The following is a 22,986-nucleotide window of genomic DNA, read 5'->3' on the forward strand; positions in this document are numbered from 1 at the left end:
ACGACTGTGTCCGCCGGTCGACGTCCTCACGCGTCCCACACCGGCGCCGACGCAGCGTCTCCGACCTTCTGACCGGAGTTGCCTGTGGCTTCCTCATCCCTGAGACACCGCTCGGTGTCTGTACTCGGCGCCGCCGCCCTCGGCATCGCCACCTTGTTCCATCCCGTGCCCGCCTTCGCCGCGGCCGCACCGGACCACACCACCGTGGTCAGCGAATTGCCGTCGGACAAGACGCCGAACATCAACGACGGCCGGGTGGTGGCCGTCTACGACGCTGGCACGAAGGTCATCGTCGGCGGTTCGTTCACCAAGGCCCAGGACCGTGGCGCGTCGACGGTCGAGGTCACCCGGAACTTCCTGCTGGCCTTCGACAAGGCCACCGGGAAGATCGATCCGGCGTTCGTCCCGCAGCTGGACCGGGCGGTGACGGCGATCATCGCGGGGCCCGTCCCGGGCACCGTCTACGTGGCCGGCGAGTTCACCACCCTGGACGGGCAGAACGGCTTCCGGAAGCTCGCCCTGCTCAACGTCGCGGACGGCAGCCCCGTCGCCGGTTTCAAGGCTCCCGCCTTCAACGGCACGATCAACGACGTCGTCCTGGTCGGGGACCGGCTCCTCGTCGGCGGCATCTTCACGACCGCCGGCACCGCCACCCGCAACGGCCTGGCCTCGCTCAACGCGACCACCGGCGCGCTGGACAGCTACCTCACCGTGGCGCTGACCGAGAACCACAACTGGACCAGCACCAACGGCGGCGCCAAGGCCGGCGTCGGCGTCGAGAAGCTGGCCGTGTCGCCGAACGGCCGCGACCTGGTCGTCATCGGCAACTTCAAGAAGGCCAACGGCGTCGTGCACGACCAGATCGTGCGCATCGACCTGGATGACGCCAGCGCCTCCGTGGCGAACTGGAACACCGACCGCTACACGCCGGCCTGCAGGTACATCTCCTTCGACTCGTACGTGCGCGACGTGGCGTACTCGCCGAACGGCGACTACTTCGTCGTCGTGACCACCGGCGCGCCGTACGCGGGGACGCTCTGCGACACGGTGGCCCGCTGGAACACCAACACGAGCGGCGGCGGCCAGCAGCCGACTTGGATCAGTTCCAGCGGCGGCGACACCTTCCTCTCGGCCGGCATCAGCGAGAAGGCCGTCTACGTGGGCGGCCACTTCCGCTGGCTGAACAACCCGTTGGGTGCGGACAAGGCAGCGGCCGGCGCGGTCGGCAGGGCCAGCATCGCGGCTCTCGACCCGGCCAACGGTCTGCCGCTGTCCTGGAACCCGGGCCGCCACCCGCGCGGATACGGCGTCACCGAGATGCTGGTGACCCCGCAGGGCCTCTGGCTCGGCAGCGACCAGGAGTGGATCGGCGACTTCGACTACAAGCGGGCGCGTATCGCCTTCTTCCCGCTCACCGGCGGCAACGCCCCGCACTCCACCAGCACGAAGGGGCTGCCGGGCGACGTGTACCAGGTCAGCGGCGCCACGCCGACCAACGTGCTGTACCGGGTCAACGCCGGCGGGGCGACGATCGCGGCGACCGACGGTGGCCCGCACTGGGCCGCCGACACCATCGCGGAGCCGAGCCCGCGCCACAACGAGGGCAGCACCGTCGCGACGTACACCACCAACGCGACGCTGGACCCGACCGTGCCGTCCAGCACCCCCGTGACGCTGTTCAACAGCGAGCGCTGGGACTACGCCACCGACCCGAACATGCAGTGGGACTTCCCCGTCCCGACCGGCACCAAGGTCGACGTACGCCTCTACCTCGCCAACCGCTACGCCGGCACCGGTACCGTCGGCAAGCGGAAGTTCGACGTCAGCATCGACGGCGTCGTCAAGCTCGACGACTTCGACCCGGTCGCCGGCGCCGGCGGCACCAACCGGGGCACCATGCGGTCCTTCCCCATCACCAGCGACGGCAACGTGGACATCGACTTCGGCCACGTGCTGGAGAACCCGCTCGTCCAGGGCATCGAGATCGTCCACACGCCGCCGGCTCCCGAGGTGCTCCACCGCGTCAACGCCGGTGGGCCGGCGCTGGCCGCACCGAGCGGGCCGGCCTGGTCCGCCGACACCCTGGCCGCGCCCAGCCCGCTCCACAACGAGGGCAGCACCACCGCGGCGTACAGCACCAACGCGACGCTGGACCCGACCGTGCCGTCCGGAACCCCGGTGGCGCTGTTCAACAGCGAGCGCTGGGACTACGCGACCGACCCGGACATGCAGTGGGACCTCCCCGTCCCGGCCGGCACCAAGGTCGACGTACGCCTCTACCTCGCCAACCGCTTCGCCGGCACCGCCAGCGTCGGCATGCGGAAGTTCGACGTCAGCATCGACGGGGTCGTCAAGCTCGACGACTTCGACCCGGTCGCCGGCGCCGGCGGCACCAACCGGGGCACCATGCGGTCCTTCCCCATCACCAGCGACGGCAACGTGGACATCGACTTCGGCCGGGTGCTGGAGAACCCGCTCGTCCAGGGCATCGAGATCGTCAAGCTCCCGCCGGCGCCGGTCGGCACCGCGGGCAGCCTGCTCCGCCGGTCGTACGACGGCGCCACCGAGGTCGGTCCGGCCGGTGTGGTCCCGAACCCGGACGACACCGACTGGTCGACGGTCAGGGGCGCGTTCTGGGTCGGTGGTGACCTCTTCTACGGCAAGGGCGGCGAGCTCTACCGTCGGTCGTTCGACGGCAGCGCCTTCGGCACCCCGACGAAGCTGGACCCGTACCACGACGCCAAGTGGGACCTCGTGGTGACCGGCTCCGGCCCGGAGGGGCAGACGTACGCCGGTATGGCGTCGACCTTCCTCGCCGAGCTGCCGAACGTCACCGGTGCGTTCTACAGCAGTGGCCGCCTCTGGTACACGCTGGCGGGCGAGAGCCGCCTGTTCTGGCGCTGGTTCAGCCCGGACAGCGGGACCGTCGGGGCGGAGCGGATAACCGCCTCCGGCACGGCGGCCTTCGCCACGGCGGGTGGCATCTTCCTGGACGACGGCAAGCTGTACGTCGTCGACCGGACGACTGGCAACCTCTCCTCGATGGCGTGGTCGTTCGGCGCGCCGACCGGTGCCGCCACGCTGCTCAGCGGCCCCGGTGTCGACAATGTCGACTGGCGGTCGACCACGGTCTTCGTCGGTCCGTGATCTGAGCCCTGCTACGACGATGGCCCGGCCGAAACGGCCGGGCCATCGTCGTACGGCGGGTCGTCGTACGGGCGGGTCAGACCCGGCTGGCGTGGTGGTCCCGCGCCCAGACCCGCATGATGTCCCGGACCGAGATGACCCCGGCCACCTCGCGGCCGTCGAGCACCACGAGGTGCCGGAAACCTCCCCGGGCCATCGCGGCGGCGGCCTCCTCCACCGTCCACTCCGGTCCGGCGTAGACGACGTCCCAGGTCAGGTGGGCGCCGGTGCGTTCGACGTCGCAGTCCAACCCCGCGCCGATCGCGTTGAGCACGTCTCGCTCGGTCATGATCCCGACTCCCTCGGAGTCCGGGTCGATCACGACCGCCGACCCGATACCGCGGGCCGACATCATCTGGGCCGCCTGCCGGAGCGTGTGCTCCGGACCGACGACGAGGACCTGGCTGGACATCGCTTCCCGAACCTGCATCACGCATCACCCCTTCGGGACGGTGGGACCCGGTACAGGACATCGTGCGCCCGGTGCGTTTCCGGTACAAGGCCGGGCATCATTACGGTACGGGACCGGGCATCGGCGCGACGGCCCGTCCCTCGCTACTGTCGACGCGTGTCCTCCGAGCCCCTGCGCTGTGCCGGCGCCCTGATCGTCGACGACGACGGCCGCCTCTTCTTCCAGCGGCGGTCCCCGGACCGGCGCCTCTTTCCCAATTGCTGGGACATCGTGGGCGGACATCTGGAACCGGGCGAGGACGTCCAGGACGCGCTGCGCCGCGAGGTGACCGAGGAGACCGGCTGGACCGTGTCGCACGTGCTCGGCCCAGTCGGTGAGTACACCTACGTCGGCGACGACGGGCTCACCCGGATCGAGAGCGACTGGCTGATCCGGGTCGACGGCGACCTCTCCCGTCCGATCCTGGAGGCCGGCAAGCACACCGAGTACCGGTGGCTCGCCGAGAACGACCTCGACCTGCTCGACGAGCACCGGGACGTCAACGACGGCCTGATCCGGCGGATCGCGGCGGAAGCCTTCGCCGCCCTACGCTCGATCGGTCTGTGAACGACACCGTCGAGCTGGCGCCGCACCGCTTCGCCGGCCTGGTGGCCCCGGCGGTCGACCGGGCGTTCGTCGCCGGCATTCTCGCCGGCCGCGACGGCGGGGGTGCCGAGCTGAGCCAGCGGTACGGCGGGCCGGCAGCCACCGGTTTCCTGCTGGAGCTGCGGACCCGGCTCGCCGTGCCCGGCGGAACGGTCGACGGAGCCGGGTTCGCCGCAGTCACCCGCTACCGGGACCCGGCCAGCTGCCAACGCGCCCTGGACAAGCACGTCGCGTACGGGATGATCCACCGCCGGCCCGACGGCGGGCTGTCCGCGACCGAACGGGGCCTGGCCTTCCTCACCGAGCTGTACCAGGTGCACGCCGAGGTGACCGAGGAGCTGTGGGCCGGGCACGAGGACCGGGTACGGCGGCTGGTCGAGGCTTTCGGACGGGTGCTCGCGTACGCGCTGGTGCTCGCGGAGGACGGCGGCGAGCCGAACGGCGCGTTCACGGCCGTCGCGCCGCCGCACGAGCCGGACGGGACCCCGGCCGGCGTGCTGCTGCTCAACCGCCTCGGCGCGGTCCGGTTCCACCGCGCCGACGCGCATGCCGCGGCGTGGACGGCCGCGGGGCACAGCCCGGCGAGCATCACGGAGCTGGTGCCGGGGGCGGAACTCCTGGCCATCGAGCTGGAGACCGACCGCCGGGCGGCCGGGCCGTACCTGGTGCTCACCGCCGAGGAACGGCTGGGCGTCCTCGCCGACCTGGCGGCGCTGCCGGGCTGACCGGCGTTGCCGACGGGGCGACGGGCCGGCAGAGCTATCCTCCTTCGGTGAACGCCGGACGAACAGGAAACGATGCCAGCATGGTCGGTATGGTGCTGGCAGCGGGCGCGGGCCGCCGGCTCCGCCCGTACACCGACACCCTTCCCAAGGCCCTGGTGCCGGTGGACGGGGAGACGACCATCCTCGACATCGCGCTGCGCAACCTGGCCGAGGTCGGGCTCACCGAGGTCGTGGTGGTGGTCGGCTACGCCGCCGACGCCGTCCGGCAGCGCCAGGCCGACCTGGAGAAGAGGCACGGCGTCACGATCACCCTCGTGCACAACGACAGGGCCGAGGAGTGGAACAACGCGTACTCCCTCTGGCTGGCGCGGGAGTGGTTCGCCCGGGGCGTCCTGCTGGTCAACGGCGACACCGTGCACCCGGTGAGCGTGGAGAAGACCCTGCTCGCCGAGCGCGGTCCCGGCGTCCTCCTGGCGGTCGACACGATCAAACCGCTGGCCGAGGAGGAGATGAAGACCACCTTCGACGCGGCCGGCCAGCTCACCCGGATCACCAAGCTGATGGACCCGGGCGAGGCGTACGGGGAGTACATCGGCGCGACGCTGATCGAGCCGCACGTCGCCGACGCCCTCGCCGACGCGCTGGAGACCACCTGGCGACGCGACCCGAACCTCTACTACGAGGACGGTTACCAGGAGTTCGCCGACTCCGGTGGCGAGGTGCGGGCCGCGCCGATCGGTGACGTCTCCTGGGTCGAGGTCGACAACCACGCCGACCTGGCCCGGGCGCGGGAGATCGCGTGCCACTGCTAGCCCGTACGGTCAACACCCCGCTGGCCATCGAGGTCCGGCGGGGTGCGGTGGCCGACCTGGGCGCGCTCCTGGCCGACCGGCGCATCTCGGCGGGTGGGGACGTCGCCGTCGTCGTCGGCCCCGGGCAGGGCGAGAAGATCGTCGAGCTGTGCCGACCGTCGCTCGGCGCGGCCGACGTCTTCACCGTCGTGGGCGGCACCATCGACGCCGCGAACGAGCTGGGTGACCGGCTGCGCCGCCGGCCGTACGACGCGGTGGTGGGCATCGGTGGCGGTAAGACCATCGACACCGCGAAGTACGCCGCCAGCCGGTACGGCATCCCGATGGTCACCGTGGCGACCAGCCTCGCCAACGACGGCATCGCCTCACCGACCGCCTCGCTGGACCACGAGGGCGGCAAGGGCTCGTACGGGGTGCACATCCCGATCGCCGTCCTCGTCGACCTGGACTTCGTGGAGAGCGGCCCGGACCGGCAGACGCAGGCCGGGATCGGCGACGCGGTGAGCAACCTCAACGCCTGCGCCGACTGGGAACTCGCGCACCAGGTGCGCGGCGAGCCGATCGACGGCCTGGCGGTCACGCTGGCCCGTACCGGGGCCGAGGCGCTGATCAACCACCCTGGCAAGATCACCGACGACGGCTTCCTCACCACGCTGGCCGAGGCGCTGATCCTGGGCGGGATCGCGAGTTCGGTGTGCGGGTCGACCCGCCCGGCCAGCGGGGGCGACCACGAGATCTCGCACGCCATCGACCGGCTCTTCCCGGGCACCGGCTCACACGGTGAGCAGGTCGGGCTCGGCGCGCTGTTCTGCACGTTCCTCCGTGGCGACCCCGAACGCTTCGGTCAGCTCGCCCGCTGCCTGCGCCGGCACGGACTGGCCACCACCCCGGGCGAGTTGGGCCTCGCCGACGACCAGTTCGTCGACGCGGTGCTGTTCGCGCCGCGGACCCGCCCGGACCGCTACACGATCCTCGAACACCTCGCCCTGTCCGCCGACGATGTCCGGCACCGGTTGGGAGACTACGTTGACGCCCTCCGTGACCACCTTGGCTGAGCCCTCCCACCCGACGCTGTCGGACTTCTACCGGGTCAACCGGGGCGGCGGTCTGTTCAGCGAGTCCGTCAGCCAGTGGCTGGGGGCCGGCTTCGCGGTCGTCGGGCACCGGCTCGGGCTGCGCCCGACCGCGCTGACCATCACCAACCTGGTGATCGGCCTCAGCGCGTCGGTCGCCGTGATCGCGCTGGCCGAGCCGGTCGCCGCCGGCCGGGTGCCGGCCTGGATCGTCGGCGTGCTGGCGCTGGTCGGCTGGCAGGTCGCGTACGCGCTGGACTGCGCGGACGGGCAGCTGGCCCGGGTCACCGGGCAGGGCAGCGCGGCCGGCGCGCGAGTCGACGTGCTCTGCGACGTGGCGGCGCAGATCGCCCTGGTGGCGGCGCTCACCGCGACCACCGTGGCCCAGGCGCAGTCCACCCCGACCTGGCTGGTCGCCACCTTCGCCGGCACCTGGATGGTGAACCTGGTGACCTCGGTGATGCAGTCCGGCCCCAACGCGGCCAGCATGGTCACCTCGACCTCGCTGCCCGTACGCCTGGCGAAGCTGGTCCGCGACTACGGCGCGGTGATCTTCGTGGCCGGGTTGGTGCTGCTCTTCGCGCCCGCACTCACCCTGTGGGTGGTGGTCGCGTTCACCGTCGTCAACGGCGGCTTCCTGCTGGCCAGCATCGCCTTCTCCGCCCGAGCCTCCCTCCGCTGACCACCCCTGGTCCAGTCCTCGCCGGCGCAGGCACTCTCCGGGCGCTTCGGTCACCCATCGTCACGGACGCGCTAGGCAACTTTCCGTAGTCATCGCCGCTGGCGGCCATATCGCGTCTCACGCACCTCCCGCCGCCGGGGACCGGACGGCCCGTGGCAGAGACGCAGCCGGCCCGAAGCACGGGCCGGCCGGTGTCTCACGCCGCCCGGGACCGGGCGACGACGTCCGCGTAGATGTCGACGAGGCGCTTGGTGACCACGTCCGGGTGGAAGGTGCGCTCGTAACGCAGCCGGGCGGCCGGGGCCAGGCCCGCGGCTCCGGAGGCGGCCACCGGAAGGGCGGCGGCCAGCGCAGCCGGCTCCGGCGGCACGACCCAGCCCGCCTCACCGGCCACGACGCCGACCGGCACGCCGGGAACCGAGGCGCTGACGGCCGGGCCGGTGCCGGCCGGTTCGCGGGGAGTGTCCGCGCCGACCAGGTACGGGATGCCGCCGAGGGCCGTGCCGAGCACCGGCCGGCCCGCCGCGAGCGCCTCGATGATCACCGTGGGCAGCACGTCGTGCCAGGTGGAGGTGGCGAGCACCACGGCGCTCGCCTCCAGGGCCGCGCGGACACCCGTACGGTCCAGCGGGCCCAGGAACGTCACGTCCGAGCGTTCCGCGGCGGCAGCCTCCACCAGGGGGCGCAGCTCACCGTCGCCGGCGATGCGCAGCGGCCCGCGCGCGCCGTCCGGTTGCCGCCGCCAGGCGTCCAGCAGCAGGTCCAGCCCCTTCTCCGGGGAGAGGCGGCCGAGGAAGAGGAAGCCCTCGCCGAGCGGGGCGGGGCGGCCCGGGTCGGGGATCGCGTTGGGCTTCACGACGATCCGGTCGTCCGGGATGCCGTAGTCGCGCAGGTGGTCGGCGACGGCGGTGGTCAGTGCGACGAACCGGTCCACCGACTTCCAGGTCGGTCGGTGCACGGCGAGCGTGGTGGCCATCAGCGCGCTCTGCGCCCGGGAGCCCCGGTAGCAGCGGTGCACCACCGCCGGGACACCCAGCGCCCGACCGCGGCAGTCCTGGCAGATCATGCCGTCGCGGAAGTACAGCCCGGACGAGCACACCTGCCGGTAGTTGTGCACCGTCTGCACCACCGGCACGCCACGCCTGTGCGCGGTCCGCACCACCCAGGGCGACAGCAGGGGGTACGGGTTGTGCAGGTGCAGCACGTCCGGACGGTGCTCGGTGAGCAGCCGGTCCAGGTCGTGCTGGGCCTTCGGGGCCCAGATCGGCGAGATCGGCAGCAGCGCCTTCGCCGCCTTCGACATCGAGGGGATCTCGTCGGAGCTGCGGATGAACGGCAGCACCTCCACCCCAGCCGCCGTGAGCTGGGTGATCTCCGCGTCGACGATCGTGTTCTCACCGGAGGGCTGAGCCTCGCGGTACCGGTTGTGCGCCACCACCACTCTCACGGGAAAGAAGGCTACCGTTGGCGGGTGCCCGAACTACCGGAGGTTGAGGCGCTCGCGGGTTACCTGCGACAGCGCGCGGTGGGGCGGCGTGTCGACCGGCTGGAGGTCGCCGCGATCAGCGCCCTGAAGACGTACGACCCGGCCCCGACGGCCGCGGTCGGGCGAACGGTCACGGACGCGCGGCGGCACGGAAAGTTCCTCGGCGTGGTGCTCGACGGCGACCTGCACGTGGTGATCCACCTGGCCCGGGCAGGCTGGCTGCACTACCGGGAGGCGTTCCCGTCCGCCATGCCGCTGCGACCCGGCAAGGGTCCCATCGCGCTGCGGGTACGCCTCGACGACGGTTCCGGCTTCGACCTGACGGAGGCCGGCACCCAGAAGAGCCTCGCGGTCTACCTGGTGACCGATCCGGCGACGGTGCCCGGGGTGGCCCGGCTGGGCCCGGACGCCCTCGCCGCCGACCTGGCCACGTTCACCGAGCGGCTGCGCAGCCGCCGGGGCCAGGTCAAGGGGGTGCTCACGGACCAGACCGTGCTGTCCGGGGTGGGCAACGCGTACTCCGACGAGATCCTGCACGCGGCGAAGCTGTCGCCGTTCGCGCTGACCAACAAGCTGACCGACGACCAGGTGGCGACGCTGCACGCGGCGACCCGGCAGGTGCTCGGAGACGCGGTGACCCGGTCGCTGGGCCAGCGGGCCGCCGAACTGAAGGGCGAGAAGCGGTCCGGCCTGAAGGTGCATGCCCGGACCGGGTTGCCCTGCCCGGTCTGCGGCGACACGGTCCGGGAGGTGTCGTTCGCCGACTCCAGCCTGCAGTACTGCCCGACCTGCCAGACCGGCGGCAAACCGCTCGCTGACCGACGGTTGTCCCGATTGGTACGGTGAGTGACGTCGCTCTCGATTACAGGGAGGAATCGGCCGGCCTGCGCCGAACGTCAGAGTCGCGGCTCTACCCTGGTCGCCATCCATCGGTATAGTGGCTCGGTCCCCGGCTTCCGAATTGGCTCGGAGCCGGCCAGTTGCCAGGCGACACCGGTCGTACGCAAAGGTCCTTCGGGTCCGCGCACCCGTCCGGTGGCCGCGTGGGAGACTGGAACGGTGGGCGACTTGGGCCCTCACGGTGAGTGAGCGGCGCGAGTCATGCGGGAGGACATGGGTGAGGTGACGGCAAGCCTCCAGCGCCCGGTAACCAACACAGGCCGGAGCAAACTCGTGCGGCACGTCGACAGCTTCGAGATCCAGCCGCCGACGTCGCCATCCCACAACGGCGTGCCCCGGTCGGCGTGGGCCCGCGCCCGGCGCCGGGTGTCGCGCTGGCACCGGCCCTACACCGTCGTTCTGCTGCTGCTGGACTTCGCGGCGGCGGCGTTCGCCAGCTTCACGGCGATCCACACCTTCGACCAGGCGCGGTCCGGGTTCTACAAGGCCGACGAGGACCCGACCTGGTTCTACACGGTGGCGTTCATACTCCTGCCACTGGGCTGGGTGATCAGCCTCTGGTTCAACCGGGCCTACGACCGGCGCTACCTCGGCCTGGGGCCGGACGAGTACAAGCGTGTCATGCGATCCGGTGTGGCGGTGGCCGCGACGGTCTCGTTCCTGGCCTTCGCCACCAAGACCGACCTGTCCCGCTACACCGTCGGCACCGCGCTGCTCGGCGCCCTCCTGCTGGTCCTGCTGGGCCGCATCCTGGCCCGGTTCGTGCTGCACGTGATCCGGCGCAACGTGGGTCAGGCCGGGCACCGGATGGTGCTCGTGGGCACCCTGCCCGAGTGCCTGGAGGTGTACCGCTCGGTCACCCGGAGCCCGTCCGCGGGCCTGGTCCCGGTCGCGATCCACATCACCGACGGCTACGCCGCGGTGCGGGGCATGGAGACCCCGGTCCCGGTGTACGCCGGCCGTGACGTCCTCGCCCTGGTCCGGGAGGTCGGCGGCGACACGATCGCGGTCTGCGGCTCGGCCAGCGCCGAACCGGGCGAGCTGCGCCGGCTGGCCTGGCAGCTGGAGGGCTCCGGCGTCGACCTGGTCGTCGCCCCGCAGCTCACCGACATCGCCGGCCCCCGCGTGCACATCCGGCCGATCGAGGGTCTGCCGCTGCTCCACGTCGAGGAGCCGACCCTCTCCGGGCCGGCGCTGCTGGCGAAGAACCTCCTCGACCGGTTCGCCGCCGGGCTGGGCCTGCTGCTGCTGGTTCCCCTCTTCCTGGTCATCGCGATCGCGATCCGGTTCTCCGACGCCGGCCCGGTCTTCTTCCGCCAGCCCCGCGTGGGGCACGAGGGGCGGACGTTCCGGGTGTGGAAGTTCCGGACGATGTACGTCGACGCCGAGGACCGCCTGGCCGGCCTGGTCGACCAGAACGAGACCGACGGCATGCTGTTCAAGATGAAGCAGGACCCCCGGGTCTTCCCGGTGGGCCGCTTCCTGCGTGCCTCGTCGCTGGACGAGCTGCCGCAGCTGATCAACGTCTTCAAGGGCGAGATGTCGCTGGTGGGGCCCCGCCCGCTGCCCGCCGACGACGGCGACTTCCTCGGCGACGTCCGGCGGCGGCTGCTGGTCAAGCCGGGCATGACCGGCCTCTGGCAGGTGTCCGGCCGCTCCGACCTGTCCTGGGACGAGGCGGTCCGGCTGGACCTCTACTACGTCGACAACTGGTCGCTCGCGTACGACCTCAGCATCCTGTGGCGGACCGTCGGGGTGGTGCTCGCCCGCAAGGGCGCGTACTAGCGCACCGGGCGGCCACCCGTCAGGATCGCTGCGTGGGTGGCAACCTCTCCGCCGTGTTCGGCGTCGTCTCACTGGTCACCGCGCTGGCCGCGGCCCTGTACGCGGTGGCGCGCCTGCGTGGCCGGCGGGGCATCGCCACGGCCACCCAACGGGCCACGTACGAGGTGCTGCACACCGCCGGACTCGCGGCCGAGCCGCTGCGCGCCGGGCTGACCGCCACGCACGCGGCGAAGGCCGTACGCCATCTACGGGCCCTCGTGGGGTCGGCCGGGCTGGCGCTCACCGACACCGACCGGCTGCTGGCCCTGGACGGGCGCGGGGCCCACCACGACGCGCAACTGGTCGCGGCGGCCCGGCGGGCGGTGGCGACCGGCCGCTCGACGGTGCTCGGCGAGTCGGAGCTGCAGTGCGACCGGGTGGACTGCCCGGTACGCGGCGCGGTCGTCGCCCCGCTGGACGGGCCGCACGGCCGGGCGACCGGGGCACTGATCGCGGTCGCCGACGGCCCGCCGGCTCCGGGGCTGGTGCAGGCGACCCTGGAGACGGCCCACTGGGCCGGCAACCAGCTCGCCCTGGCCGAGCTGGACTCCTCCCGGGAACGCCTGGCCCGCGCCGAGGTACGCGCGCTGCGAGCCCAGATCAGCCCGCACTTCATCTACAACGCGTTGACGGCGATCGGCTCGTTCGTCCGGACCGACCCGGACCGGGCGCGGGAGCTGATCCTGGAGTTCGCCGAGTTCACCCGCTACTCGTTCCGGGCGCACGGCGAATTCACCACGTTGGCCGAGGAGCTGCGTTCGATCGACCGGTACCTGACGATCGAGCGGGCCCGCTTCGGCGACCGGCTCCAGGTGCGGTTGCAGATCGCCCCGGAGGTGCTGCCGGTGACCCTGCCGTTCCTCTGCCTGCAACCGCTGGTGGAGAACGCGGTCCGGCACGGGTTGTCCCGGAAGCCGGGCACAGGCATGGTGAGCATCGAGGCCCGGGACGCGGGCACCGAGTGCCACATCACGGTGGAGGACGACGGGGTGGGGATGGATCCGACCGCGCTGACCGCCGGCATCGCCGAGCTGGCGGGTGCCACCGGCGACCCGGGCGACGACCCGGGCGGGCACGTCGGGCTCTCCAACGTCGACGAGCGGCTCCGGTCGGTGTTCGGCGACGGCTTCGGCCTGGTCGTCGAGACCGGCCTCGGCGCCGGCACGAAGGTGAGCATGCGGGTGCCGAAGTTCCACCCGGGCGTACGGGCGGGTTCATGAGCGAGCGGAGCGGGCTCATCAGCAGCGGGTTCCTGCGGGTGCTGGCGGTGGACGACGAGCTGCCGGCGCTGGACGAGCTGGCGTACCACCTGCGGGCCGACCCGCGGGTGGCCCGGCTGCACACGGCGGGCGACGCCACCGAGGCGCTGCGGGTGCTCCGCGACGACGACGTGGACGTGGTCTTCCTCGACATCCGGATGCCCGGCCTGGACGGCATGGAGCTGGCCCGGGTGCTGCGCCGCTTCGCCCGGCCCCCGGCGATCGTGTTCGTCACCGCCTACGACGACGGCGCCGTGGACGCGTTCGACCTGGGTGCCACCGACTACGTGCGCAAGCCGGTGCGGGCCGATCGTCTGGCCGAGTCGCTGCGCCGGGTGATCGGCTCGCGGGTGGTGCCGGCGCATCCGGCGGCGCTGGCCCGGGCGGAGGAGGACCCGACCATCCCGGTGGAGCTGGCCGGCACCACGCGGATGCTGCCCCGTTCGGCGGTGCGGTGGGTGGAGGCACAGGGCGACTACGCGCGGCTGCACACGGCCGACGGCTCGCACCTGGTGCGGGTGTCGCTGGCGACCCTGGCCGAGCGCTGGGCGGACGCCGGGTTCGTCCGGATCCACCGGTCGTACCTGGTGCAGTTGAAGCTCATCGCCGAGCTGCGGCTGGTCAACTCCGGCTACGTGGTGGTGGTCGACGCGACCGAACTGCCGGTGAGCCGGCGGCACACCCGGGAGTTGAAGGACAAGCTGGTCCGGGCAGCCAAGCAGGACTGGAGCCGCTGACCGCGGTACCAGCCCCCGCGCCGAACGGTTGCGACGGCCGGGGCTATCGCACCGCGCCGACGACCACCGCGGCGACGGCGGCAGCGAGCATCGCCGGGCCGTACGGCACGAGCGTTCGCCGGCCCGCCCGCCGGACTATCAGCAGGCCGACGACCAGCGGCAGGTTGACCAGCGGGGCGAGCAGAACGCCGGTCACCACGACCGGCCAGCCGAGCCAACCGAGGTAGAGCCCGAGCACCGCGCCGAGCTTCACGTCGCCGAAGCCGAGCTGCGAGCGGGGCAGGAGAGCCAGGGTCAGATAGCTGGCGCCGCAGGCCAGGCCCGCCGCGCCGGCACGTGCCAGGGACGTGACGGACTGCGCGGCGGCCGTCGCGACCACCAGCAGCACCACCCCGCCGAGGAACGCCGCACCCACCAGCGGGTCGGGCAGCCGCAGCACCCGCAGGTCGACCAGGGCGAGCGGGACGGCGATCCCGGCGAGCAGCAGGAACGCCGGAAGCACCGGGTCCGGGCCGATCGCGTACGCCACCAGTCCGCAGGCGGCGGCCGACAGCGGCACCGTCAGCAGGCGACCCGGCCGGGGGCGGTCACCGCAGCCGGCGCAGTTCGGCGTGGCCCGCCACCAGGCCGCACGGTCCGCATGGCAGTGCGGGCACGCGGCCCGCCAGGGTGGTTGCGGTGTGCCGTCGGGCCACTCGACGGCGTACCGGTCGACCAGCCCGGGGACCAGGAGTCCCCATCCGGCCCCGGCGAGGGCGGCGAGGACCACGAGGGGGAGCAGCACGGGCCGGATGGTAGCCGTGGCCCGCCCGCCCGGAGGGCCGCGCGGAGAAAGCCCGGCGATCCGGGAATAGACCCGTTGAACCGTACGCTGTACGGTAGACCGTACGAGAGCTGGAGGCCGCCGTGACCGTACCCTTCGACCCCGCCGCCGAGTTCGACAGCCAGGTCGACACCCTGGTGAAACTGGGCTACCCGGCCCTCGCCGGCCGTTCCGAGGACGACTTCCGCGACCTGGTGGCCCCGCTGCGCGCGGCGGCCGTCACCGGGGCGTCCGGCCTGCCCGCGCCGACCGAGGGGCGCGTGCCGTTCCTGCTGGTGATCACGCGTGAGCTGGTGTCCGTGGAGGAACGGGTGGCGCTGACCACCCTCGCGGGCAAGCGGAAGACCGGGATCGTCGACCGGCACTACGCCGAGGGCGACCTCGGCCGGTTCGACCCGATCAAGGAACTGGACGTGCCGGCCGGCCCGGCGTACCTGCTCTTCGACGTCGATCGGGGTGCGGATCTGTGCAACCTCGCCCCGTCGGCGGCGATGGAGATCATCACCGGCCGGGACCGGTTGCCGATCAGCATCGACGAGGGCCTCGCCCTCGTCACCCTCTATCCGGCCGCCCTCGCCACCAACCGGTGCTTCTCGCTGGTCGGCTCCCGTTGTGGGGACAAGCGGGTGCCGGCGCTGTGGATCAGCCAGGGCGCCCCCAAGTTGGGCTGGTGCTGGTGGGGCAACCCGCACACCTGGCTCGGCTCCGCCTCCGCCCGCCCGGAGCGGATCGGTCCGGGAGTGAGTTATCCACAGGCCTGAGCAGTTCTCCACAGGTTGTTCACAACGCGCCCCACCGATCTCCACGCCCGGTCCCTACAGTCAGGCCGCATGAGGGAACGTCGCGTACTGGTCGTCGAGGACGAGCGGACCATCGCCGAGTCGGTGGCCGCCCGGCTGCGCGCCGAGGGCTTCACCGTCGACGTGGCCGGGGACGGCCCGAGCGCCGTGGAACGGTTCCGCAGCGGGCAGCCGGACCTGGTCGTGCTGGACGTGATGCTGCCCGGCTTCGACGGCCTGGAGGTCTGCCGACGGATCCAGGCCGAGCGGCCGGTGCCGGTGCTCATGCTGACCGCCCGGGACGACGAGACCGACCTGCTCGTCGGCCTGGCGGTCGGCGCCGACGACTACCTGACCAAGCCGTTCTCCATGCGGGAGTTGGCGGCACGGGTGCACGTCCTGCTCCGCCGGGTCGACAGGGCCGCCGTGGCCGCCACAGCCACGCTGCGGCTCGGTGACATCGAGATCAACCAGGCCGAACGGCGGGTCCGACAGGGCGGCGCGGACGTGCACCTGACGCCCACGGAGTTCGACCTGCTGGTGCACCTCGCCGGCCGGCCGCGCACGGTGCTGCCCCGGGAGCGCCTGCTCGCCGACGTGTGGGGCTGGGCCGAGGGGTCCGGCACCCGTACGGTCGACAGCCACGTCAAGGCGCTGCGCCGCAAGCTCGGCGCGGATCTCATCCGCACGGTGCACGGTGTCGGGTACGCGCTGGAGGTGCCGGCGTGACCACCACCCTGCTCACCCGCGTCGACCGGGTCCTGGAACTGCTGCCCCGGCCGCTGGACCCGGTCCGGTCCATCAAGGTGAAGCTGGGCGTCCTGCTGGTCGCCTCGGGCAGCGCCGGCCTGGCCTACTTCTGGTACGCCATCGGGTGGTTCCCCCCGAGGACCGCCGGTACGGCGATCTTCCTGGCGCTGCTGACCTCCCAGGTCCTGGCGCACGGAATGACGTCACCGCTGCGCGAGATGACCGCGGCGGCCGGCGCGATGGCACGGGGCGACTACACCCGCCGGGTCCGCGCCACCTCCCGCGACGAGGTCGGTGAACTGGCCCAGGCGTTCAACAAGATGGCCGCCGACCTGCACGCCGCCGACCTGCGCCGGCGGGAACTGATCGCGAACGTCTCGCACGAGTTGCGCACGCCCATCACCGCCCTGCAGGGCGTGCTGGAGAACATGGTCGACGGGGTGGCGGATCCGGAGCCGGCGACGCTGCGCGCGGCACTCGCCCAGACCGAGCGGCTCGGTCACCTGGTCGCCGACCTGCTCGACCTGTCCCGCCTGGACGCCGGGGTGGTACCGCTGCGCCGCGTCCACATCGACGTACCGGACTTCCTCGACGAGGTCGTGGAGCAGGCCACGGTGACGGCGGCGGGGGCCGGGCTGGACGTCCGTTTCCACCTCGACGAGCTGCCCGCCGGGCTCGACGTGCACGCCGACCCCGGGCGGCTGCACCAGGTCTTCGCGAACCTGCTCGACAACGCCGCCCGGCACAGCCCGGCCGGCGGCACCGTCCGCGTCTCCGCCGAACAGCACGCCGGCCAGCTCCGCTTCGAAGTCACCGACGAGGGCGAGGGCATCCCTGCGGCCGAACGGTTCCGGGTCTTCGAGCGGTTCACCCGGGGTGACCGGGCGGCCGGCGGCGGTACCGGTCTCGGCCTGGCCATCGCCCGCTGGGTCGTCGAACTGCACGGCGGCCGCATCGAGGTGCTCGACCAGTTCACCCCCGCCCCTGGCTGCCGCATCCGGGTGTCGCTGCCCCGGACCACACCGATCGGAGACGTGACCGCATGACCGCCCCCACCCCGGCTGAGCAGCCGGACCCGTCCGACCACGAGACACCGGCCGCGCCGGCACCGGCTCCGCGCGCCGCCACGCCCACACCCACCGCCACCCAGCCCGCCACCGCGACCCCGAACCCCGCGGCCCAGGCCGCCGGCACGGTGGGCCCGGCCGCGCCCGTCGCCGTCGTCACGCCGCCGCCACCCCGGCCCGCGTACGCCGGCGCGGTCGGCCCGGGTCGACCGGTGCCGCCGCCGGGGCGACCGTACCCCGGGCCGCCCGCCTCTCCACCGCCCCCGCTGTTCGGTGGGCGCTGGCCGGGCCCGGTCGGCGCACCCCGGCCACTCGTCCTCGGCGCGCTCACCGCCGGAGCGGTCGTCGCCGCTTCGGCGGTGCCCCCGACCCGCCCCGGTCTCGGGTGGACGATCGCCGCCCTGGCCTGTGCGGGCGCCCTCCTCACGGTGGCCGCCGCCCGGCCCACGCCCGCCACCCAGCCGACCGCCCGGCCCGCCACCCGGTCCGGTCCGGACGCCGTTGCCGCTCCGGGCCGGCCGGCAGCCACGCCGGACGGCACCGACGCCGGCACCCGGCCGACCGGACCCACCCCGACCGGCGCGGGCGGGTCCACGGCGGTGCTGGACCCGCCACGGGTCGAGGTGGACCGGCCGGCCTCCGGACCGGCCGTCCGTCCCGGTGCCACGGGGGCACCGGGGCGGACGGCACGGCTGGTGTGGGCTCTCGCCACGGTCGCGCTGGTCTCCGTCGGTACGGTCCGGTCAGCCGGCTGGTTGTTCGTCCTCTGCCTGCTGGCCGCGGCGGCGACGGCCACGCTCGCGGTCAGCGGTGGACGTACGCCACTCGGCATGCTGATGGCGGCGTTGCTGCCACCGGTGGCGGCGTTCCGCGCACTGCCCTGGGCGGCGCGGGGGCTCGCCGACCGGCGGGCCGGCACGGGCGGCGGGGGCGGTGTGGCCCGGAGCCTGGCCAGCGTTGCCGTGTCACTCGGCCTGCTGGTCCTGTTCGGGTTGCTGTTCTCCTCGGCCGACGCGGTCTTCGCCGACCTGGTCGCCGACGTGCTGCCGGACGTCTCCCCGCCCGCTGTGGTGGCGTGGGCCTTCCGGTTCCTGGTCATCGGGGCGGGCCTGCTCGGTGGCGCGTACCTGCTGGCCCGGCCACCGGACCTCGGCGGCCTGCGGGCGGCGCCGGCCCGGCCGGTCCGGCGGACGGAGTGGGTGCTGCCGTTGGCGCTTCTCGACGCGCTCTTCGCCGCGTTCGTGCTGGTGCAGATCACCGTGCTGTTCGGCGGCTCGGACCACGTGCTGGGCGCAGCGGGGCCCACCTACGCCCAGTACGCCCGCAGCGGGTTCTGGCAACTGCTGACGGTCTCCGCCCTCACCCTGCTGGTGATCGGCGGGGCGGTCCGCTGGGCACCGCGCGACCGCACCGCCGACCGAACCCTCATCCGGGTCCTGCTGGGTGGGCTCACGCTGCTCAGCCTCGTGATCGTGGCATCGGCGCTCTACCGGATGAACGTCTACGCCGACGCGTACGGCGCGACGCGGCTGCGACTGGTGGTGGCGGCGGTGGAACTCTGGCTCGGCCTGCTCTTCGTGCTGGTCGGGGTGGCGGTGCTCCGGCTCCGGGCGGGGTGGCTTCCCCGGCTGGTGCTGGGCACGGCGGTGCTCGCCCTGCTGGGCCTCGCGGTGGTGAACCCGGACCACCTGATCGCCGAGCGCAACGTCGACCGGCACCGGGAGACCGGCCGGGTCGACGCCGGCTACCTGGCCGGGCTCTCCGCCGACGCCGTGCCCGCCCTGGACCGGCTGCCCGAGCCGCTGCGCTCGTGCGCCCTGCGGGAGATCGCCGGGGAGTTGCCCGACGACGGGATCCGGACGTGGAACCTGGGGCGGGCACGGGCGCGGGCGCTGCTCGCCGCCGAGCCACCGCGGGGGAACGTGGTCACCTGCCCGTACCCGCGCTGGTGACGGCGCCCCGCCCTTGACAATCGCGCTGGTCGGGCGAGACTGCCGGGGTGGCCGCCGCCGACGATCCCGTCCGGGCGCCCCGCGCGGCAGACCGCCCGGGAGCGCCGGACCAGCGACGGCCGCACCGGGACGAGGCGGTCACGAGGACGCGGGTGGTGCTGGCCGAGGTGTCCCGACGGCAGGACCGGGCGGAACGCACCCGCGCCGAACTGGCGGAGCAGACCCGGATCGGCGAGACGCTGGTCCGGGGACTGGTCCGCGCGCAACTGGCGCTCGCGTTGCGGCTGTCGCTGGTGGTGCTGATCGGTCTCGGTGGGCTGCCCTGGCTCTTCGCCATCGCGCCCTCGGTCGGCCGGGTCACCGTGCTCGGGGTGAACCTGCCGTGGCTGCTGCTCGGGGTGGTGTCCTTCCCGTTCCTCGTCCTCGTGGGGTGGGCGTACGTGCGGTGGGCCGAGCGCAACGAGCAGGACTTCACCGACCTGGTCCAGCGGCCGGAACGCTGAGATGGACAACGAGTACGTCGTCCCGGCGATCGTGGCGGTCACCCTCGTCACGGTCGGCATCGGCTTCTACGGTCTACGACTGGCCCGCACCACGTCGGACTTCCTGGTCGCCTCCCGGACGGTCAGCCCGACATGGAACGCCGCCGCGATCGGCGGGGAGTACCTGTCGGCGGCGAGCTTCCTCGGCGTCGCCGGCCTGATCCTCAAGTACGGCGTCGACGTCCTCTGGTACCCGGTCGGTTTCGCCGCCGGCTACCTGGCGCTGCTGCTGTTCGTGGCCGCACCGCTGCGCCGCTCCGGCGCGTTCACCCTGCCCGACTTCTGCGAGCTGCGGCTCGGCTCGCGGCGGCTGCGCACCCTGGCCACCGTCTTCGTGATCTTCATCGGCTGGCTGTACCTGGTGCCGCAGCTCCAGGGGGCGGGACTGACGCTGGCCACGCTGACCGGGGCCGCGTACCCGGTGGGTGCCCTGGTGGTGGCCGCCGTGGTGACCGCGAACGTGGCGCTCGGCGGCATGCGGGCGATCACCTTCGTCCAGGCGTTCCAGTACTGGCTGAAGCTGACCGCGCTCGCCGTACCGGCGATCTTCCTGGCATTGCAGTGGCAGGCCGACGCCCGCCCGGCGGTGACCCCGCCCGACGGGCCGACGTTCCGGACCGCGACCACCGTCGTGGTCTCCGACCGCGCGACCCTCACCCTGCCCGACGGCCGGGTCCAGGAGGTACGCCCCGGCGACGAGGTGTCCTTCGCCGCCGGGGAACCGGTGCCGGAGGTCTCCGGCGTGGCGACCGACGCCGCCGACTGGCTGCTGCCCAGCACCGTGGGGGACGACGACCGGGGGCTCTTCGCCACGTACTCGCTCATCCTGGCGACGTTCCTCGGCACGATGGGCCTTCCCCACGTGCTCGTACGCTTCTACACCAACCCGGACGGCGCCGCCGCCCGCCGGACCACGCTGGTCGTGCTCGCCCTGGTCGGCGCCTTCTACCTGCTGCCCACCATCTACGGGGTGCTCGGCCGGATCTACACCCCGCAACTGCTCGTCACCGGGCAGACCGACGCGGTGGTGGTGCTCCTGCCGGGCGCGGCCCTCGGCGACGGCACCACCGGTCGGCTGCTCGCCGCGCTGGTCGCGGCCGGTGCGTTCGCCGCCTTCATGTCCACCTCGTCCGGGCTGCTCACCAGCGTCGCCGGGGTGATCTCCACGGACGTGCTCGGGCGCGGCTCGGTGCGGGGCTTCCGGCTGGCCACCGTGATCGCCGGGTTGGTGCCGGCGGTCCTCGCGCTGAACGTCTCGGGCCTGGACGTCTCGCAGGTCGTCGGCCTGGCCTTCGCCGTCGCCGCGTCCAGCTTCTGCCCGTTGCTGGTGCTCGGGATCTGGTGGCGGGGTCTGACCGACCTCGGCGCCGCCGCCGGGGTGCTGGTCGGCGGCGGCGCCGCGGTCGGGGCCGTGCTGGTGACGGTGCTGGGGCCACCGCTGTCCGGGTGGCCGGCCACACTGACCACGCAGCCGGCCGCCTGGACGGTGCCCCTGGCGTTCACCGTGATGGTGGCGGTGTCGATGGTGACCCGCCGCCGCGTCCCGTCCGACGTCGGCCCCACGATGCTCCGCCTGCACGCCCCCGAAGCCCTCCGCCTGCAAGGAAGGGCACCTTCTTAACGCCTCCGGTAGAGGAAGGGCCCCTGGTTAACACTCGTCAGCAGGCGTCGGTGCCGGCGCAGTGGGCCGGCGTGCGGGTCGGCCCCGTGCCGGCGGTACGCGACGAGCCCGTTGCGGATCTTGCGCCAACGGTTGGCCAGAAGGCGGTAGGCGACGGTGCGGACCCACGCCTCCGGGTCGCCGTACGTGCTGATCGTCGACCAGCGCTGCCAGGCTCGCGCGTACGCCTCCTGCGTTGCATCCTGGGCGTCCCCCAGGTCACCGCCGAGCGCGTAGAGCACCGTCACGGTGCGGTGCCTGCTGGTCCGGTAGAACTCCCCGAACCCGTCGTCTGTGTCCAACGGCCCTCCCCCGATCGGATCCTGCCCCTGTCACCCCCGACCGGCGTGACCGGTTGCATCCACAGGGGACCGCTCAGGGGCTGAACGAAGTGTGAGGCGATGGCTACACTCCCGGGCGTGACGCACCCCTCCGAACTCAACAGATCGATCAGCGACATGCTGGCCGCGCTCGGGCGTTCCACCGTGGACGGCCCTGGAGCTGCTCCCGAGCCCTCGGCCGAGGTGCGCGGTGTGGGCGAGGCGGCGGACGGCATGGTCCGGGTCGTGGCGGTGCCCGGTGGCGAGGTCGAGAGCCTGTGGATCGACCCGCGCCTCATGCGTACGCCGTCGGAGACCCTCGCCGAGGAGATCCGGCTCGCCACCAACGCCGCGCTCGCCGACCTGCGTACGGCGCTGGCCGGTGCGGTCACGCCGCCGGACACGGCGGCCGTGCTCGCCCAGCTCCAGGAGGTGCAGCGCACCGCCGTACCGCAGTTGCAGGGCTTCATCGACGCGCTGACCGGCGTGCAGGAACGGCTTGCCTCCGGTCGGCGGCCCTGACGTGGTGCGCGCCATCGACCCGGACGGGTTGCGCGCCGCCGGCACCAGCCTGCAGGACGTCTCCGACCAGTTCCTCACCGAGCTGCGGACGTTCCTGGCCGACCTGTCCGCCTTGGGCGCCCCCTGGGGTGACGACGAGATCGGCGGGCTGATCGGCGCGGCGTGCGAGGAGGTCACCGCGTACGCGGCGGAGTGCTTCGAGTCGGTGATGGAGGAACTGGGCGTGGTCGGCGTCGACCTGAACCGGATGGCGTACCTCCACGAGGTGAACGAGCAGGCGATCGCCGAGGGGTTCACCGGGCTCGGCCAGGGGCTGGGGTGAGCTGACGTGGGGCTGCAACTGCCGGGAGAGCTGATCACCGTGCTCGGCATGATCGGGTACGACTGGCCGCGCTCGGACGAGACGGCACTGTTCGAGATGGGGCAACGCTGGCTGGAGTTCAGCGGGACCATGCAGACGTTGACCGCGCAGGCCCAGCAGGCGGCGGCGCAGGTCACCGCCGGTAACGCCGGTGCCGACATCGACGCGTTCCAGGGCTACTGGACGGAGCACGAAGGGCCCATCCCCGTGCTGGAGGACGGGGCCCTCGCGGCCGTCCTGGCCGGCACCGGCCTCATGATCACCGGGGCGATCGTGCTGGCGCTGAAGATCCAGGTGATCGTGCAGCTGGCCATCCTGGCGATCCAGATCGCCCAGGCGGTGGCGACCGCCGCCGTGAGCTTCGGAGCCACCCTCGCCGAGATCCCCGTCTTCCAGATGATCACCCGGGAGATCGTCGGTCTGCTGATCGACCAGGTGATCACCATGCTGCTCGATGGGTAGGCGGGCC

General features: G+C 72.9%; 22 protein-coding genes and 1 pseudogene. 19 read left to right on the forward strand and 4 right to left on the reverse strand.

Annotation, left to right across the window (positions count from 1 at the left end; all coding sequences use genetic code 11):
- Positions 1 to 114: 114 nt before the first annotated feature.
- The gene (locus ACIBR0_RS05965) at positions 115 to 3,147 is read left to right on the forward strand and encodes a malectin domain-containing carbohydrate-binding protein (protein WP_396712921.1); all 3,033 of its coding nucleotides are present in this window, start codon (positions 115 to 117) and stop codon (positions 3,145 to 3,147) included.
- Positions 3,148 to 3,223: 76 nt separating this feature from the next.
- Here the strand turns inward: ACIBR0_RS05965 and ACIBR0_RS05970 are convergent, their stop codons facing one another.
- Positions 3,224 to 3,616, reverse strand: coding sequence for a cyclic nucleotide-binding/CBS domain-containing protein (locus ACIBR0_RS05970; RefSeq protein ID WP_396712922.1), 393 nt, complete (start codon positions 3,614 to 3,616; stop codon positions 3,224 to 3,226).
- Positions 3,617 to 3,754: 138 nt separating this feature from the next.
- Between ACIBR0_RS05970 and ACIBR0_RS05975 the strand changes: the two genes are divergently transcribed.
- From ACIBR0_RS05975 to ACIBR0_RS05995, 5 genes are all read left to right on the forward strand, one after another.
- Entirely contained in the window at positions 3,755 to 4,204 is a 450-nt protein-coding gene (locus ACIBR0_RS05975) for an NUDIX hydrolase (RefSeq protein ID WP_396712923.1), read from the forward strand.
- Entirely contained in the window at positions 4,201 to 4,968 is a 768-nt protein-coding gene (locus ACIBR0_RS05980; RefSeq protein WP_396712924.1) for a hypothetical protein, read from the forward strand. The genes ACIBR0_RS05975 and ACIBR0_RS05980 overlap by 4 nt, the downstream gene beginning before the upstream one ends.
- An 80-nt stretch (positions 4,969 to 5,048) precedes the next feature.
- Positions 5,049 to 5,780, forward strand: a complete 732-nt coding sequence (locus ACIBR0_RS05985) for a sugar phosphate nucleotidyltransferase (RefSeq protein WP_396712925.1) — start codon at positions 5,049 to 5,051, stop codon at positions 5,778 to 5,780.
- Positions 5,768 to 6,835, forward strand: coding sequence for an iron-containing alcohol dehydrogenase family protein (locus ACIBR0_RS05990; protein WP_357033269.1), 1,068 nt, complete (start codon positions 5,768 to 5,770; stop codon positions 6,833 to 6,835). Before ACIBR0_RS05985 ends, ACIBR0_RS05990 begins: the two co-directional genes overlap by 13 nt.
- On the forward strand, positions 6,819 to 7,535 hold the full coding sequence (locus tag ACIBR0_RS05995; protein WP_396712926.1) for a CDP-alcohol phosphatidyltransferase family protein: 717 nt from the start codon (positions 6,819 to 6,821) through the stop codon (positions 7,533 to 7,535). Before ACIBR0_RS05990 ends, ACIBR0_RS05995 begins: the two co-directional genes overlap by 17 nt.
- Positions 7,536 to 7,731: 196 nt before the next feature.
- On the opposite strand, the gene ACIBR0_RS06000 is transcribed toward ACIBR0_RS05995, so the two are convergent.
- Positions 7,732 to 8,982 (reverse strand): glycosyltransferase, encoded by a 1,251-nt coding sequence (locus tag ACIBR0_RS06000; RefSeq protein WP_396712927.1) that lies wholly within the window; start codon positions 8,980 to 8,982, stop codon positions 7,732 to 7,734.
- Positions 8,983 to 9,006: 24 nt separating this feature from the next.
- Between ACIBR0_RS06000 and ACIBR0_RS06005 the strand changes: the two genes are divergently transcribed.
- The 4 genes from ACIBR0_RS06005 (at position 9,007) to ACIBR0_RS06020 (ending at position 13,741) form a co-directional block, all read left to right on the forward strand.
- Complete coding sequence (locus ACIBR0_RS06005) at positions 9,007 to 9,867, forward strand: Fpg/Nei family DNA glycosylase (RefSeq protein WP_396712928.1); 861 nt, start codon at positions 9,007 to 9,009, stop codon at positions 9,865 to 9,867.
- A gap of 267 nt (positions 9,868 to 10,134) precedes the next feature.
- Positions 10,135 to 11,706 (forward strand): sugar transferase, encoded by a 1,572-nt coding sequence (locus ACIBR0_RS06010; protein WP_396713252.1) that lies wholly within the window; start codon positions 10,135 to 10,137, stop codon positions 11,704 to 11,706.
- Between the two features lie 32 nt (positions 11,707 to 11,738).
- Positions 11,739 to 12,965 carry a sensor histidine kinase gene (locus ACIBR0_RS06015; RefSeq protein ID WP_396712929.1) on the forward strand — a complete coding sequence of 409 codons (1,227 nt, stop codon included), beginning with the start codon at positions 11,739 to 11,741 and terminating at the stop codon, positions 12,963 to 12,965.
- Positions 12,962 to 13,741: a LytR/AlgR family response regulator transcription factor gene (locus ACIBR0_RS06020; RefSeq protein WP_396712930.1), complete on the forward strand. Its 780-nt coding sequence runs from the start codon at positions 12,962 to 12,964 to the stop codon at positions 13,739 to 13,741. The genes ACIBR0_RS06015 and ACIBR0_RS06020 overlap by 4 nt, the downstream gene beginning before the upstream one ends.
- A 43-nt stretch (positions 13,742 to 13,784) precedes the next feature.
- Here ACIBR0_RS06020 and ACIBR0_RS06025 read toward each other — a convergent pair whose 3' ends face one another.
- The gene (locus ACIBR0_RS06025; protein ID WP_396712931.1) at positions 13,785 to 14,525 is read right to left on the reverse strand and encodes a prepilin peptidase; all 741 of its coding nucleotides are present in this window, start codon (positions 14,523 to 14,525) and stop codon (positions 13,785 to 13,787) included.
- A 122-nt stretch (positions 14,526 to 14,647) separates the two neighbouring features.
- On the opposite strand from ACIBR0_RS06025, the gene ACIBR0_RS06030 reads away from it, so the two are divergent.
- The 6 genes from ACIBR0_RS06030 (at position 14,648) to ACIBR0_RS06055 (ending at position 21,275) form a co-directional block, all read left to right on the forward strand.
- Positions 14,648 to 15,325 carry a DUF5701 family protein gene (locus ACIBR0_RS06030; RefSeq protein WP_396712932.1) on the forward strand — a complete coding sequence of 226 codons (678 nt, stop codon included), beginning with the start codon at positions 14,648 to 14,650 and terminating at the stop codon, positions 15,323 to 15,325.
- A 69-nt stretch (positions 15,326 to 15,394) separates the two neighbouring features.
- Complete coding sequence (locus ACIBR0_RS06035; protein ID WP_357038368.1) at positions 15,395 to 16,072, forward strand: response regulator transcription factor; 678 nt, start codon at positions 15,395 to 15,397, stop codon at positions 16,070 to 16,072.
- A complete protein-coding gene (locus tag ACIBR0_RS06040) occupies positions 16,069 to 17,139 on the forward strand; it encodes an ATP-binding protein (protein WP_396712933.1) in 1,071 nt (356 codons plus the stop codon). The genes ACIBR0_RS06035 and ACIBR0_RS06040 overlap by 4 nt, the downstream gene beginning before the upstream one ends.
- Positions 17,136 to 19,112 (forward strand): DUF4153 domain-containing protein, encoded by a 1,977-nt coding sequence (locus tag ACIBR0_RS06045; RefSeq protein ID WP_396712934.1) that lies wholly within the window; start codon positions 17,136 to 17,138, stop codon positions 19,110 to 19,112. The genes ACIBR0_RS06040 and ACIBR0_RS06045 overlap by 4 nt, the downstream gene beginning before the upstream one ends.
- A 152-nt stretch (positions 19,113 to 19,264) precedes the next feature.
- Complete coding sequence (locus ACIBR0_RS06050; protein WP_357029305.1) at positions 19,265 to 19,615, forward strand: hypothetical protein; 351 nt, start codon at positions 19,265 to 19,267, stop codon at positions 19,613 to 19,615.
- 1 nt (position 19,616) lies between these two features.
- Positions 19,617 to 21,275 carry a cation acetate symporter gene (locus tag ACIBR0_RS06055; RefSeq protein WP_396712935.1) on the forward strand — a complete coding sequence of 553 codons (1,659 nt, stop codon included), beginning with the start codon at positions 19,617 to 19,619 and terminating at the stop codon, positions 21,273 to 21,275.
- Between the two features lie 80 nt (positions 21,276 to 21,355).
- Here the strand turns inward: ACIBR0_RS06055 and ACIBR0_RS06060 are convergent.
- Positions 21,356 to 21,616: pseudogene (locus ACIBR0_RS06060) on the reverse strand (sigma factor); the annotation flags it as partial.
- A 117-nt stretch (positions 21,617 to 21,733) separates the two neighbouring features.
- Between ACIBR0_RS06060 and ACIBR0_RS06065 the strand changes: the two are divergent.
- From ACIBR0_RS06065 to ACIBR0_RS06075, 3 genes are read left to right on the forward strand one after another with little or no spacing between them, the layout of a single operon-like run.
- Positions 21,734 to 22,156 carry a YbaB/EbfC family nucleoid-associated protein gene (locus ACIBR0_RS06065; RefSeq protein WP_396712936.1) on the forward strand — a complete coding sequence of 141 codons (423 nt, stop codon included), beginning with the start codon at positions 21,734 to 21,736 and terminating at the stop codon, positions 22,154 to 22,156.
- Positions 22,157 to 22,160: 4 nt separating this feature from the next.
- Complete coding sequence (locus ACIBR0_RS06070; RefSeq protein WP_357029285.1) at positions 22,161 to 22,478, forward strand: hypothetical protein; 318 nt, start codon at positions 22,161 to 22,163, stop codon at positions 22,476 to 22,478.
- Positions 22,479 to 22,484: 6 nt separating this feature from the next.
- Positions 22,485 to 22,979: a hypothetical protein gene (locus ACIBR0_RS06075; protein WP_357029282.1), complete on the forward strand. Its 495-nt coding sequence runs from the start codon at positions 22,485 to 22,487 to the stop codon at positions 22,977 to 22,979.
- Positions 22,980 to 22,986 lie beyond the last annotated feature (7 nt).

Origin of the sequence: Micromonospora sp. NPDC049497 (genome assembly GCF_044465805.1) — a bacterium.
GTDB lineage: Bacteria > Actinomycetota > Actinomycetes > Mycobacteriales > Micromonosporaceae > Micromonospora.

What these genes read in the sequence shown, in the direction of transcription:
- ACIBR0_RS05970 (WP_396712922.1), bottom strand. Translation starts at nt 3,616, where the DNA reads ATGCAGGTTCGGGAAGCGATGTCCAGCCAGGTCCTCGTCGTCGGTCCG.
- ACIBR0_RS05985 (WP_396712925.1), top strand. Translation starts at nt 5,049, where the DNA reads ATGGTCGGTATGGTGCTGGCAGCGGGCGCGGGCCGCCGGCTCCGCCCG.
- ACIBR0_RS06010 (WP_396713252.1), top strand. Translation starts at nt 10,135, where the DNA reads ATGGGTGAGGTGACGGCAAGCCTCCAGCGCCCGGTAACCAACACAGGC.
- ACIBR0_RS06020 (WP_396712930.1), top strand. Translation starts at nt 12,962, where the DNA reads ATGAGCGAGCGGAGCGGGCTCATCAGCAGCGGGTTCCTGCGGGTGCTG.
- ACIBR0_RS06035 (WP_357038368.1), top strand. Translation starts at nt 15,395, where the DNA reads ATGAGGGAACGTCGCGTACTGGTCGTCGAGGACGAGCGGACCATCGCC.
- ACIBR0_RS06045 (WP_396712934.1), top strand. Translation starts at nt 17,136, where the DNA reads ATGACCGCCCCCACCCCGGCTGAGCAGCCGGACCCGTCCGACCACGAG.
- ACIBR0_RS06055 (WP_396712935.1), top strand. Translation starts at nt 19,617, where the DNA reads ATGGACAACGAGTACGTCGTCCCGGCGATCGTGGCGGTCACCCTCGTC.